This is a genomic window from Flavobacterium azizsancarii, assembly GCF_027980145.1.
Lineage (GTDB): Bacteria > Bacteroidota > Bacteroidia > Flavobacteriales > Flavobacteriaceae > Flavobacterium > Flavobacterium azizsancarii.
Genome location: NZ_JAMZNK010000078.1, coordinates 1 through 13,375 on the forward strand (window position 1 = coordinate 1; position 13,375 = coordinate 13,375).

Consider the following 13,375-nt stretch of genomic DNA (forward strand, 5'->3'; position numbering starts at 1 on the left):
GAGGCTTAAAAACTGGCTGCATAATCATTGATTTTAGTACTTAAATATAAGAAAAATCAATGTGTAAAACAAAAAAAAACTGCCCGAAATTACTTTTCGGACAGCCTCTTTCTGTTTTTGCTTATTTATGACTATTTATTGCACTTTTACAGTCCAGCCAAAAGTATCTTCAGAAAGTTTATTTTGAAGGCTTGTTAGTTTTTCTTTTAAAAGAGAAGCATATGAATTCTCAATCGGAGTCATTTCATAATAAACATCCTGGTAAGAGAAACCTTTGATAACACTGATAACTGCAGCAGTTCCAGCTCCGAAGATTTCTTTTAGAGATCCGTTTTTAGCAGCTTCTACTAATTCTGAAACGATAACAGGACGAACTTCTACTTTAAGACCTTCTTTTTCTGCCATAGTAAGCAAACTTTTTCTGGTAATACCATCAAGGATTCTTTCGCTTGTTGGAGCAGTCAATAAAGTATCGTTAATTCTAAAGAAAACGTTCATTGTTCCCGCTTCCTCTAATTTTGTATGTGTTGCATCATCTGTCCAGATAATTTGTTGAAAACCATCTTTGTTTGCTAAGTTAGTTGGGTAAAACTGTGCAGCATAGTTTCCTGCAGCTTTTGCAGCTCCAATTCCACCGTTTGCAGCTCTACTGTAATGTTCAGCAATAATTACTTTTACTTCGCCGGCATAATAAGATTGTGCAGGAGAAAGTAAAATCATGAATTTATATTCGTCAGAAGGATTTGCAACAACACCAGCGCCCGTAGCAATCATAAAAGGACGAATGTACATACTGCTTCCGTTTCCTTTTTGAACCCATTCCTGATCAATTTTCAATAATTCATTCAAACCATCCATGAAAATTGCTTCTGGAACTTCTGGCATTGCCATACGAATTGCAGAATTATTAAAACGTTTGAAGTTCTCGTCAGGTCTGAACAACCAAACGTCATTATTGTCATCTTTGTAAGCTTTCATACCTTCAAAAATAGCTTGCCCGTAATGAAAGACTTTCGAAGAAGGATCCATTAAAATTGGAGCGTAAGGCTTAATGACAGGATTTTGCCACTCTCCGTTTTTAAAATCACATTCGAATAAATGGTCTGTAAAAACAGCACCAAAGCTTAAGTTTTGAAAGTCTACTCCGCTTATTTTTGACGAAGTTGCTTTTCTGATTTCAATTTTGCTTGTTTGAGTTGTACTCATAATTATGTAAAGTTTTTTATGTAATTCTCATTGCAATAGAAAGATTCTAAAGTAATGATTTGGTGTGAAATAGAATTTGTTGAATGCAAAATTAAGTAAAAATATGTAATTTACTTAGTAAAACTGCATTATTTATGCCTTTTAACTGAGATTTATTTATCTTATAATAAAGTGAAAAAATTAAGACAGTTTTATAAAGAATTTATGAAAAAACAACCGTTTTTTAAGGCTTTACGTATTTGTTTTGACTAATTTTGGCTCGCAAAATACTGTGAATACCACCAAAATCAGATTGTAAATTCGTAGAAAAGTGAAAAGAGAAATAATAAAAACGCTAGATGGCTCAACGACAATTCATTTGCAGGAATGGGATGAGTGTTATCATTCAAAACATGGTGCAATTCAGGAAGCAAAGCATGTATTTATAAAAAACGGACTTTCATTATTTGACAATAATCCGGTTAGTATCCTCGAAATTGGTTTTGGAACAGGTCTAAATGCTTTTATTACTTTTTTAGAATCTGTTTACAAAAAACAGCCAATCGATTATGTTGGGGTAGAGGCATACCCGGTAGAAGCAAAGGAAGTTCTGGAAATGAATTATGTCTCAGAATTAGAAGCGGATCAATATAAAGGTGTGTTTGAAAAAATGCACGAAAGCGAGTGGAATCAGAAAATAGAAATTAGCAGCGATTTTTCGTTAACTAAAAGAAAACAATTTTTTGATGAAATAGACGATTTCGAAATTTTTGATTTGATTTACTTTGATGCTTTCGGATATCGTGTGCAGCCTGAGTTGTGGAGTACGGAAATTTTTCAGAAAATGTACAATAGTTTAAAACCAAACGGAGTTCTTGTAACTTATGCAGCCCGGGGAGTTGTTAAAAGAAGTATGATCGAAGTTGGATTTACGGTAGAAAAATTGGCAGGTCCTCCGGGGAAACGTGAAATGTTTCGAGGCTTTAAAAAGGTTTAAATGAGTTGTTTAGAATCGTTCTATATTGATTTATGTATATTAAGAAAACGTATTCGTTGCCAAAGTTTTTAAAAAAATAAGTTAAAAGAAGTGCTTATGAATGATATTTGATTAAATTTGTGCGAGTTTAAAAATAATGATAACCCCCGAAAATCTTATTTTATTATGTCAAAATTAATGTTTGATTACACGAAATCAATACTTGAGAGAGTAAGTTTCGATCCGATACTTTTCTGCAAAGAATTAGAAAAAGCTATCAAAACACTGTTACCATACGAGATGGAACAATTGCAAGAATGGTTGATGAATTTTATTATTGAGAAACCGGAATTAAAACAAAGTTTACTACTAATCAAAGTATAACAAAAAGGAGCCAATTGGCTCCTTTTTCTATTTTTGTTTCTGTTGTAGCGGACTAATTATTTGAACGTTCTGGAAAACGATGGCTCCTTTTACAACTCCGGCGATTGTAGATCTTAAAGCATCAATGATTTGCATTTTTAATTCGCTCTTTGGGTAAATTAAACTTACCTCACGGGCAGGTTTTGGTTCCTTAAAGTTTCGTAGTTTCAGTTTGTCGGAATCTTTTAAGTCTAAGGTATGCAGGTACGGCAATAGCGTTGTGCCTAAACCTTCATCGGCTAATTTTATCAGGGTTTCAAAGCTTCCGCTTTGTATCTGGAAATTATTCTGGTCGGTATCAGAGCCATTTTTGCATAAATTCAAAATACCATCCCTAAAACAATGTCCGTCCTGCAAAAGCAAAATTTCATTTAGATTTAAATCAGAAACTTCTATTTCTTCTTTTTGAAAACTTGCGTGATGTTCCGGGATATAGGCGACAAATGGCTCAAAATATAAAACAATTTCTTTTATTTTTTCATCTTCAAGCGGCGTTGCAGCAATTGCAGCATCTAAATGACCGTTTTTTAATTTCAGAATAATTTCATCAGTATTCAGCTCTTCAATAAGGAGTTTTACTTTTGGATATTTCTTAATGAAATTATTTAAAAACATCGGCAAAAGAGTTGGCATGATGGTCGGGATAATTCCTAGACGGAATTCTCCTCCAATAAAACCTTTTTGCTGCTCTACTATATCTTTAATTCTGTCAGCTTCATTTACAATATTCTTCGCCTGATTGACAATTTTTTGACCGATATCTGTAAGTTGGATTGGTTTTTTGCTTCTGTCGAAAATTAAAATATTAAGTTCTTCTTCAATTTTTTGAATTTGCATACTTAATGTAGGTTGTGTAACAAAACATTTTTCGGCAGCAAGAGTAAAATTTTTGTGCTCGGCAACAGCTAACACATATTGTAATTGAGTAATTGTCATTTTGATAGTATTTTGTGATGCAAAAATAAGAAAATATAATTTTTTTTTATGTCATTTTTAAAGAACTTATCTTAAATTTGTAGTAAACATATTATAAAACGAAAAACTATGAAAACAAATATTTTAGGTTTACCTGTAAAAGAGTCTGAACTGTTAGTAAAGGAATTAAATATTCTGTTATCAAATTTCCAGGTGTATTATCAAAATTTAAGAGGAATACATTGGAATATTCGTGGTAAACGTTTCTTTGATTTACATGTAAAATTTGAAGAATTGTATACAGATGCCCAATTAAAAATTGATATGATCGCAGAGAGAGTCCTGACAATTGGAGGAACTCCTTTACATACATTTGAAGATTATATTCAAAATAATAAATTAACTGTTGGAAAGAATATTTCAAATGATGAAAAAGCAGTTCATTTAATTGTAAATTCATTATCTGATTTATTAAAAATAGAAAGAGAAATTCTGAAACAATCAGATGAAATAAGTGATGAAGGTACTAATTCTATGATGAGTGACTTTATCGCTGAACAGGAAAAAACAATCTGGATGATGAGAGCCTGGTTAGAAGAGGAATTGTAATAGGTTGCTTTTGAGTCAAATATAAACAGAATGATGCTTAAGTGTCATTCTGTTTTTTTATGATTGTTAAATTTGTATAAAATTTTAGCCCTGAAGCTTTGATTTTATTTGTTTAACACTATTTTTGCTCCAATGAAATTAGTTGCTCGCATATTATTATTCATATTTATTGCTTTCTTATCTACCCCAACTATTGTAACGGTGATAAAGGAAAGCAATGATAGGTCTATGTTTTTCAGTTTTGCTGAAGAGGAGCATTCACACAAAGAACTTAAGGCTGCCGTTTATCCGGCAATACTTCACCATGAAGTTATGATGCCTGTCTATATTGAAAAAAAGACTATAGTATCTGAAAATATTGTAAAACTTGACAATATTTCTCCGAGCATTTTTGCTCCACCTCCCAACTTAGTATAATACTTCCGATTATTTTGAACTCACTGCATTTTTGATTAAATGCGGTAAATCTTTAATGAATAATTTTTTTAGTATTGTATTATGACAAAAAAAATCAATCTTTTTGCCAACCTTAAATCTGATTTTGCTTCAGGTTTAGTGGTTTTCTTGGTGGCTCTGCCTTTGTGTTTAGGTATCGCAATGGCGTCTGGAGCACCTTTATTTTCTGGAATTATCTCGGGTGTCATTGGTGGTATTGTGGTAGGTTATTTAAGCCAGTCACACATTAGTGTATCGGGACCAGCAGCTGGGTTAACAGCTATTATTTTGACCGCTATTACTGATTTTGGTGCTTTTGATGTGTTTTTAATGTCTGTTTTTATTGCTGGATTAATTCAATTAGCATTAGGATTTTTAAAGGCCGGAAGTATCTCAAATTATTTTCCAACAAATGTTATCGAAGGTATGTTAGCGGGGATCGGGATCATTATTATCCTCAAACAATTGCCTCACGCTTTTGGTTATGATGCAGATTTTGAAGGCGATCAGGCTTTTGTACAAAGCGACGGAAGTAACTCATTTTCGTTTTTATTTGATGTTTTAAAACACATTCACTTAGGAGCGGTAGTAATTTCGCTTGTTTCGCTTATTATATTAATTTCCTGGGATAAGGTTTCTTTTTTAAAGAAATTAAAATTAATTCCGGGAGCACTTGTTGCTGTTATCCTTGGTATAGCTTTAAACGAATTTTTTCTTGCTACAGGAAGCTCATTGGCAATTGCAAAAGAACATTTGGTTTCATTGCCAGTTCCAAAATCTTTTGATGAATTTAAATCTATTCTGATTACACCAAACTTTGCTGCTGTTACAAATCCGCAAGTTTGGGTAGTTGCTATAACAATTGCCATTGTTGCTTCTATTGAAACATTACTTTGTATTGAAGCTGCTGACAGAATGGATGTTCAAAAACGTTATACGAATACAAATGTTGAGCTTAGGGCACAAGGTATTGGTAATATGTTAAGTTCACTTTTAGGAGGTTTACCAATGACATCAGTTGTAGTTAGATCATCTGCAAATAATAATGCAGGAGCAAAATCTAAAATGTCAGCTATTATTCACGGAGTGCTTTTATTGTTAAGTGTTTTGGCTATTCCGACACTTTTAAACAAAATTCCATTGGCAACTTTAGCAACCGTTTTAATTTTGGTTGGATATAAATTAGCAAAACCTGCAACATTCAAACATTTCTGGGAAAAAGGTAAATACCAATTCATCCCTTTCGTTGCTACACTAGTATTTGTAGTAGCAACAGATTTACTTAAAGGAGTTGCTTTAGGAATTGTAATTAGTGTCATTTTTGTATTGAGAGGAAACTTAAAAAGAGCGTATAGCTTCAAGAAAGAAGAGTACGAAGATGGAGATGTTATCCATATCGATTTAGCACAAGAAGTTTCGTTTTTGAACAAAGCTGCTATAAAATTGACATTAAATGAGATTCCTGAAAATTCTAAAGTAGTAATTAATGCTCAGGATACAGAGTACATTGCACATGATGTTCTGGATTTGATTCGTGAATTTAAAGAAACACGAGCGATTGATGCAAACATAAAAGTGAAGCTAAAAGGGTTTAAAGAAGCTTATGAGCTTGAGAACTCTCCGGATCTTAGCAATCACGTCTCGATTGAGCACTATTATGATGTTGCCAAAAGAGCATTAGTCCAAAAAGAAACCGTAAAAGAAGATTTTAAATAAATTATATTAATTAAGGTATTTCTCAAGTGTGAGAAGTATTAAAAATTAGATAACTTTACAGTAAAGTTATTTTTAATATGTTTAAGCATTTAGAAATACCATTCAAAAAACAAAAAAATGAAAGAGTTTTATAAGCAATTATTAGAAAACAATAAGGAGTGGGTTGAAAAATCATTAGCATTAGATCCTAATTATTTTGCGGATTTGGCGAAAGGACAAACTCCACCATTATTATGGATTGGATGTTCTGATAGTCGTGTTCCTGCAAATGAAATTATTGGTGCTAAACCAGGAGAAGTTTTTGTACACAGAAATATTGCCAATATGGTCGTACACTCTGATATGAATATGTTGAGTGTTCTGGATTATGCTGTAAATGTTCTAAAAGTAAAACATGTTATTGTTTGCGGACATTACGGTTGTGGTGGTGTAAAAGCTGCAATGGGTAATATGTCTGTTGGAATTATCGACAACTGGATTCGCCATATTAAAGATGAATATCGTTTGCATGACAAATACCTAAATTCGATTGAAGATGAAACAGAACGTTTTAATGCTTTTGTTGAAATCAATGCTAAAGAGCAAGTATATAACTTAGCTAAAACATCAATTGTACAAAGTGCCTGGAAAAATGGCCAGGAATTAATGCTTCACGGTTGGGTTTACGGTTTAAATTCAGGTTTTGTAACCGATTTGAATGTAAATATCGCTTCGAATGATGAATTAGATGATGTTTATCAACTAAGTAATCTATAAAATTAAAAAATCGCCTCAAAAGGGCGATTTTTTTTTATTCGTTTTAATCAAAATAATACATCTCTAATACATCTCTAATACATAGCCAGAATACCAGTACTCGAGAATATTACAGTAAGTCGAATTATTTAAATAATTAGTAAACATTCCATAATATTTTTCTTCTTCTGAGAAAAAAAATCGGGTTCTGTAATTGTCAACCATAAATAGTCCTGTGTATAACTCTCCTGTATTAATATTTTTTACTACAGGCTCTATTGGGATTTTTAGACTGTTGTAATAGTTGATAATCTTTTTCCAGCTTTCAAAACCAGGTATTTGATTGTGAGATTTATCAAAAAATTCAACATCTATCTCTTTATAAAATAAAGTGTTATTTCTAAATAAATATGTAATCATTTTGCTTTCTAACTCATTTTTAAAATAATCCAAATTTTTTCTTTTTTTTATAGAATCTTCATTGTCGAAATTCCATAGTTGTGTTGGACACACTTTTCCTTCTTTATTTACTTCTGGTTTTACGTTTGAATACATGTCATATTTTGCAACAGATTTGATAGTATCGTCAATATTGTCATGGTCATCTGATGTTGCTATATATGAATATTTGTAAAAGCCATTTTTTATTAAATCTTGCTGAGTTATAGGTTTAGTTAAGAAATGATTTATCGTGTCTTTCTTATTGCAGGAAAAAAGCAATAAGGCAATTGATAGTGATGCTACTATTTTCATTTTATTACTGCTTTTAATCCATAATTTTTCCGCTTTTCTAATCACTACCCACTTTAATTACAGCCTAATAGCAGTAGAAGTAGTTTCCATATAAATTTTCTAAAACATCATGATAATTACGCTCTTTGTAATTTATAAAAATGGAATAAGAATTTTTTTTTATATCAAAACTATTTCCTACATAAAATTGAGTTTCATAATTATCTAGCATAAATCGATTAGAATATAGTTTCCCTGTTTTTTTGTTTTTAATTTGTAGTGGCTTAATTGAAATTTTATGACTGTCATAGTACTTAATAATTTCAGCCATACTTGTAAAATTGGCTATTTCTTTTCGGGACTTATCTAAAGAAAATACAATTATATGTTTGTACATTAAGGTGTCATTTCTAAAAAGATAGGTTATTATTCTATCATTTAATTTATTTTTAAGATAGTCAAGATTTATTTTTTCTTTGATTGAATCTTCGTGAAAAAAATGCCATAACTGAGTTGGACGTAATTGCTTTTTATCATTTTTTTCAGGTTTTACATTGGAGTACATATTATATTTAATGATAGACTTTATGGTGTTATCAATGTTATCCTCATACTCATTCCCGCTCCTAATTGTATCTATAGATGAGTATTTATAAAAACCATTATCAATTAACTCTTTTTGTGTTACTGGTTTCGGTAAATAATGATTGATTGTATCTTTTTTATTGCAGGAAAAAAGCAATAAGACAATTGATAGTGATGCTATTATTTTCATTTTATTGCTGTTTTTAATCCATAATCCTCTAGTTCTTTCAATATATCTCTCACTTTGTTCATTGGCTTGCCCTCTGCTCTTTGAGGGGAAACATATCCACCTGTATTATCTCTTTTGTAATGTTGATATAAAGTTTGTTCATCAAGATAAACAGGTCCGTTTACAGGATACGTATATTCTGCAAGGCTAAATCTTGGTTCAGCACTTATTGCAAATCCTAAAATTTTTATTGCATAATCTGCAATCACAGGAGCTTTTCCGGGTAGAAAACCAACAGCTGCTGTCGTAATTCCCAAAAGGCTTAACTTGTTGTTTAATTCATTTCGGTTTTCAGAAACTTTTAAATAGGTATAATTTACATAGGTTCTTCTGTTACAAATAGAAGCTTGTATAATGTATTCATGGAATTTTTTAAGTAAATATATTTTTCCATTTTTGAATGTAATCTGCTTGTTTTTTATTACCAGATTATGGAGTTCCTTTTTGTCAACACATTGCTCTAGTTCTTTTCGTATTTTGGTTGATGAATCTAAAATATGTTCTCCATTTGCGTACTTTAATCTGAATGTTGTATTGACTTTTTCTCCTTTTATTATTCGTCCTTTATTGTCTATATAGATTGTTAATGCACTCAAATAACAATTTCTTGGGGTTGTTGATTCGTTTTCCCATTTTTCAACAGGATCAGTATAACATTTATTCAATTCTAAAGATGTTAAAGCGGTAATACAATGAAATAATCCATTTATTTTCATTGAAATGCTCTGGGTGTAGTAAGATCTGTATAGATCTCTATATTGGTATTCTTGCCAAGGTTCAGGTATGGTTTCTGGCTCATAATCGCCAAGAACAATTGATGGTCTCATAATTTATTAGCTTTTGTATATAATTTTTTAGTTGTAAGTAATTTACTTTTTAGGTAAATATATTTTACTTAAATACAATTAATAGCCACTAAAAGATAATAAAGTAATAAAATTAGGTGTTTTTGAAGAATGGATATGAGTAGTAGTAGATTTAAAAATAGTATTTCATAAAAAAAATCGCCTCAAAAGGGCGATTTTTTTTTTATTCGTTTTCGTCTAGATTTTCATTAAAGGCCGATGGTAATAAAGTTGGAATAAACTTGATCAGTATCGGTAATAATAAACTTCCGCCCGGAAGTAAGAATATGGTCAGTGACGGAATCGTTTTGCAAATATCTAAAAGTTGTTTTTTTACTTTCTTTTTTTCCTTGGCATCCAGATCTCTTGTTGTAGAGTAAGCCAGCAGGATCATTAATTCCTTACTCTGTATAATTTCCTTAACCAGCCTGTTTTTGTTTCTTACAATCAATTTTACAACGCTATGCGTCATTTGATCGTAAAAGTGTTTTACCGGATTAGAATAATTAAAATATGGAATTTTCTTTTTATGAGTGGTAATAAAGCTATTGGTTGTATCAATACTTTTGGTTACAAAATCATCAGAAACGTTCATCATTGATCCCAATGAATATAAAAAGTAAGACTCTTCATTTTCTACAACACCATCGCTCCATAAAGCCATTCCGGCCATATCGATTAAATAATATTGTTCGAGTTTATTACTAAAATAATCAAGCTGTAATGTTTCGAGGGTATCAACAGTAACTTTTGAAAATTTTGAATAGCGTATCGAAGCTTCAAAAAGTTTAATCAGTAAATCATCGTGTTGCGATTTGATCGTTTTGGTTTTTAAAGCCAAAGCAACAATACCAAGAACAGTTTCTTCGATTCGTTTTAGATACTTTTCAGGAATTGCGCCATGTTCCAGATATTGTCTGAAAGCCAGGACATCAATAAACAAAAGCGCATTGGTTACTAAGTGCGAAAAGTTTTTACTGATAATACTATCATTAGTCTGAACCCTTTGATCGATTATGTTTTCTAAAGATAGGGAAGGAGTGTCTTTTGGAAGTAAAATTTTGAACAGATTAAATCCTTCCGGATTCATTTCGTTGTAGAATTTTAAAACTGCCGTAATAAAAACAGTAGGTTCAAATGTTCTTTTTTCTAAACAAAAAACGCCGTATAAAGTGTTTAATAGGGCAACTTTAGAAATTTCGGTTTTAAACCAGCCTTTTATAGGAATTGGAATTCGGGAATCAATAGTAATGATATGTCCATAAATAAAACCGGTTTCTCTGACTTTATAGTAAAACGAATCCGTAGTTTCAAAAGGAATTGCTTCTGAGAACTTTTGTTCGCTAAAAAACTTGTCTATCCAACCTGATGCTGATGGGTTAATCATTAACTTTTATTTATAGCTGCAAAGCTATATCTTTTTCTCGTTTTAGGATATATTTTAAATGAAATAACCACTAGATTTTTGTGAAAAATAGTGGTTATTTGTTTTTTTACTTGATGATTCCTGCACAAGCTACTCTTCCGCCGGCATTTCCGGTAGGCTGAGTTGTAAAATCATCAGTTCCCTGATGTACAATTAAACCTTTTCCAAGAATGTCTTTAGTCTCATCACCACAACCAATGCACCATTCGTCAGTAGTTAATGTTATAGATCCATTACCTTTTGCATCAGCGGTAAAGTTTCCAATATCACCTTTGTGATATTCTGCAACACCCCATTTTCCGTGTTTTTTGAAAGTTGGATTCCAGTGTCCGCCAGCAGAACTTCCGTCCGCAGAACTACAATCTGCTTTTTCGTGAATGTGTATAGCGTGAACTCCGGGTTGTAATCCAGACATTTTTGCAACAAATGTTACTTTACCATTTTTCTCCGTAAAAGTAGCTGTTCCTGCAACAGTACTGTTGCTTTTTGGTTCCAGGGCGACAGTCAGCGTTTTGCTGTCACTTGATTTTGTACTAGTCTTACAACCAACTATTAAGGCCGTAATTATAGCGAAAGAAACAATTATTTTTTTCATGTGTGAGGCTTTTAAATTAAAGATTAAGTAAATTTAACATAAAATTCCGACATTGATTAACACTAATCGTTAAAAAAATCCAAAACTATTGGTTGTAATTTAATACCTCTTTAAGTAAACAACCAGAAATTATTGCGTAATTTCGTATAACCTCAAATTCAAAATTCTATAAATAAATGTTTATTATTTTTTAATTTAATATATAAAATTATGAGGAAGAATATTTTAGTTTTGCTTTTTTTAGGAGTTGCCTTAATTTCATGTAATGCTACTAAAACTCAAAAAAATGATTCCGTTTCTAAACTCGACGGAATGTGGGAGCTCAATTATATAAGCGGTCCAAGAATTGCTTTTGATGGTTTATATCCAAACAAAAAACCAACGATAAATTTTAATGTAAAAGAAAATCAGGTTTCAGGAAATAGTAGTTGTAACTCTTTTACAGGAAAACTTGTTGTAACCGGCAATAAAATTGATTTTACGCAGCCAATGGCTATGACCAAAATGATGTGTATGGATGCGCAGCAAGGAGAGCAGGTTTTTATGAGTACGCTGCAAAAAATAACTTCGTATGATGTTACAGATGACGGAAAGACTTTAAACTTTATTTCCGGAGATATTGCTATGATGCGATTTACAAAAAAATAATATTTTCTTTTTTTATTCTATAAAAATATATTTATGAAAACTAAATTATCGCTTTTATTAGTGTTAGTATGCCTTTTAGCTGCTCCTGTTTATGCACAGCAAAAAACGAAGAAAGAATTAAAGGCAGAAAGTGACCTTAAGAAGCAAAGCGAAATTGAAGCTTTGATTGATGCTAAAAACTTTGTTTTCGAAGCGCAAAAAGTTAATCCGCAAGGCGGCAGATTAATTATTCTCAATAATAACAGCTACTTCTTAAATTTTAATACAGAGAAAACAACTTGTGATTTGCCATTTTTCGGACGTGCATTTAATGTTCCTTATGGTGGAGACGGGGGAATAAAATTTGAAGGTGTTCCGGAAAATATAAAAGTCGAGAAAAAGAAGAAAAATTATACTTTGAGAGCAACAGTGAAAGGAAAAGATGATGTTTATGATTTGATATTTTCTATCTTTTTTGATGGTGGAGCAACACTTTCTGTCAATAGCAATAACCGGGCATCAATCTCGTATGATGGAGAAATTAGAGCTCCTAAAGCTGCAGAAACTAAAAAATAAAATTTTTATTTAAGGGCGAATTCCCTAATTAATGGTTTTATTCAGTCTCTTTATAAATATTCGTTTTTTAGCTTGAAATATTTTGTCAGAAAAATTAGTATATTTGATAATGCATGAATCCTTTAATTAGTAACAAATTAAAATTTAAAACTATGAAAAAATTAAGTCTTATTCTTATTATGGCAATTGCCTCGTTTTCATCTTATGCTCAATCTTCGTTTAAGGAAGATATAGATGTTCTGCAAAGTATTTATGGTAAGTCGAAAAGTGATCTTGTAAAACAGTACATGAATTTGTCTGACACGCAATCTGCAGCTTTTACTAAAGTTTATGATAATTATGAAGTCGAGCGTAAAGCGCTTGGACAAACAAAATTTCAACTTATTAATGATTATGCAGTCAATTATGCTACTCTGACCGATACAAAAGCAGATGAATTAGCAAAAGGAACTTTGAAAAATCATTTAGGATATGAAAAATTATACTCTAAAACTTATAATCAGGCTAAAAAAGCAGTTGGGGCAATAAATGCAGCTAAATTTCTTCAGTTAGAAGTGTATTTGCAAACCATAATTAGAGCTGAGATTCTCGAATCAATTCCTTTCATTGGTGAATTAGACAAATCAAAAGTTTAATCAACTTTTCCTGTACATAGAAAAAGAGGTTGTCTGAAAAGACGACCTCTTTCTTTTATTATACTAGTAGATTTACAGAGTGTTTCTTGAAAAATGTAAATTTGGGCTAAAATGGTCTTCTATAAACTTTT

The 13,375-nt window shown here is 31.4% G+C and carries 16 protein-coding genes; 9 read left to right on the forward strand and 7 right to left on the reverse strand.

Annotation, left to right across the window (positions count from 1 at the left end; translation table 11 throughout):
- Positions 1–135: 135 nt before the first annotated feature.
- A complete protein-coding gene (locus tag NJT12_RS24125) occupies positions 136–1,206 on the reverse strand; it encodes a branched-chain amino acid aminotransferase (protein ID WP_271338664.1) in 1,071 nt (356 codons plus the stop codon).
- A gap of 310 nt (positions 1,207–1,516) precedes the next feature.
- On the opposite strand from NJT12_RS24125, the gene mnmC2 reads away from it, so the two are divergent.
- Together mnmC2 and NJT12_RS24135 are read left to right on the forward strand one after the other, a co-directional pair.
- Positions 1,517–2,182, forward strand: coding sequence for a tRNA (5-methylaminomethyl-2-thiouridine)(34)-methyltransferase MnmC2 (gene mnmC2, locus NJT12_RS24130; RefSeq protein ID WP_271338665.1), 666 nt, complete (start codon positions 1,517–1,519; stop codon positions 2,180–2,182).
- A 165-nt stretch (positions 2,183–2,347) separates the two neighbouring features.
- A complete protein-coding gene (locus tag NJT12_RS24135; RefSeq protein ID WP_271338666.1) occupies positions 2,348–2,545 on the forward strand; it encodes a hypothetical protein in 198 nt (65 codons plus the stop codon).
- Between the two features lie 27 nt (positions 2,546–2,572).
- Here NJT12_RS24135 and NJT12_RS24140 read toward each other — a convergent pair whose 3' ends face one another.
- Entirely contained in the window at positions 2,573–3,520 is a 948-nt protein-coding gene (locus NJT12_RS24140) for a LysR substrate-binding domain-containing protein (protein ID WP_271338667.1), read from the reverse strand.
- A 108-nt stretch (positions 3,521–3,628) separates the two neighbouring features.
- On the opposite strand from NJT12_RS24140, the gene NJT12_RS24145 reads away from it, so the two are divergent.
- The 4 genes from NJT12_RS24145 (at position 3,629) to can (ending at position 7,015) form a co-directional block, all read left to right on the forward strand.
- On the forward strand, positions 3,629–4,108 hold the full coding sequence (locus NJT12_RS24145) for a Dps family protein (RefSeq protein WP_271338668.1): 480 nt from the start codon (positions 3,629–3,631) through the stop codon (positions 4,106–4,108).
- A 132-nt stretch (positions 4,109–4,240) separates the two neighbouring features.
- Positions 4,241–4,525 (forward strand): hypothetical protein, encoded by a 285-nt coding sequence (locus NJT12_RS24150; RefSeq protein WP_271338669.1) that lies wholly within the window; start codon positions 4,241–4,243, stop codon positions 4,523–4,525.
- An 81-nt stretch (positions 4,526–4,606) separates the two neighbouring features.
- Positions 4,607–6,259, forward strand: coding sequence for a SulP family inorganic anion transporter (locus NJT12_RS24155; RefSeq protein WP_271338670.1), 1,653 nt, complete (start codon positions 4,607–4,609; stop codon positions 6,257–6,259).
- Positions 6,260–6,376: 117 nt separating this feature from the next.
- On the forward strand, positions 6,377–7,015 hold the full coding sequence (gene can, locus NJT12_RS24160; protein WP_271338671.1) for a carbonate dehydratase: 639 nt from the start codon (positions 6,377–6,379) through the stop codon (positions 7,013–7,015).
- Between the two features lie 63 nt (positions 7,016–7,078).
- On the opposite strand, the gene NJT12_RS24165 is transcribed toward can, so the two are convergent.
- The 5 genes from NJT12_RS24165 to NJT12_RS24185 form a co-directional block, all read right to left on the reverse strand.
- Positions 7,079–7,747 (reverse strand): hypothetical protein, encoded by a 669-nt coding sequence (locus NJT12_RS24165; protein ID WP_271338672.1) that lies wholly within the window; start codon positions 7,745–7,747, stop codon positions 7,079–7,081.
- Between the two features lie 64 nt (positions 7,748–7,811).
- Positions 7,812–8,501 carry a hypothetical protein gene (locus NJT12_RS24170; RefSeq protein WP_271338673.1) on the reverse strand — a complete coding sequence of 230 codons (690 nt, stop codon included), beginning with the start codon at positions 8,499–8,501 and terminating at the stop codon, positions 7,812–7,814.
- Positions 8,498–9,367, reverse strand: coding sequence for a hypothetical protein (locus NJT12_RS24175; RefSeq protein WP_271338674.1), 870 nt, complete (start codon positions 9,365–9,367; stop codon positions 8,498–8,500). Before NJT12_RS24175 ends, NJT12_RS24170 begins: the two co-directional genes overlap by 4 nt.
- Before the next feature lie 202 nt (positions 9,368–9,569).
- Entirely contained in the window at positions 9,570–10,772 is a 1,203-nt protein-coding gene (locus tag NJT12_RS24180; RefSeq protein ID WP_271338675.1) for an LETM1-related biofilm-associated protein, read from the reverse strand.
- Between the two features lie 106 nt (positions 10,773–10,878).
- Positions 10,879–11,406, reverse strand: a complete 528-nt coding sequence (locus NJT12_RS24185) for a superoxide dismutase family protein (RefSeq protein ID WP_271338676.1) — start codon at positions 11,404–11,406, stop codon at positions 10,879–10,881.
- Positions 11,407–11,616: 210 nt separating this feature from the next.
- On the opposite strand from NJT12_RS24185, the gene NJT12_RS24190 reads away from it, so the two are divergent.
- The 3 genes from NJT12_RS24190 (at position 11,617) to NJT12_RS24200 (ending at position 13,244) form a co-directional block, all read left to right on the forward strand.
- Positions 11,617–12,054: an META domain-containing protein gene (locus NJT12_RS24190; protein ID WP_271338677.1), complete on the forward strand. Its 438-nt coding sequence runs from the start codon at positions 11,617–11,619 to the stop codon at positions 12,052–12,054.
- Between the two features lie 33 nt (positions 12,055–12,087).
- Positions 12,088–12,609 (forward strand): DUF4251 domain-containing protein, encoded by a 522-nt coding sequence (locus NJT12_RS24195; protein ID WP_271338678.1) that lies wholly within the window; start codon positions 12,088–12,090, stop codon positions 12,607–12,609.
- A 152-nt stretch (positions 12,610–12,761) separates the two neighbouring features.
- Positions 12,762–13,244 (forward strand): hypothetical protein, encoded by a 483-nt coding sequence (locus tag NJT12_RS24200; RefSeq protein WP_271338679.1) that lies wholly within the window; start codon positions 12,762–12,764, stop codon positions 13,242–13,244.
- Positions 13,245–13,375 lie beyond the last annotated feature (131 nt).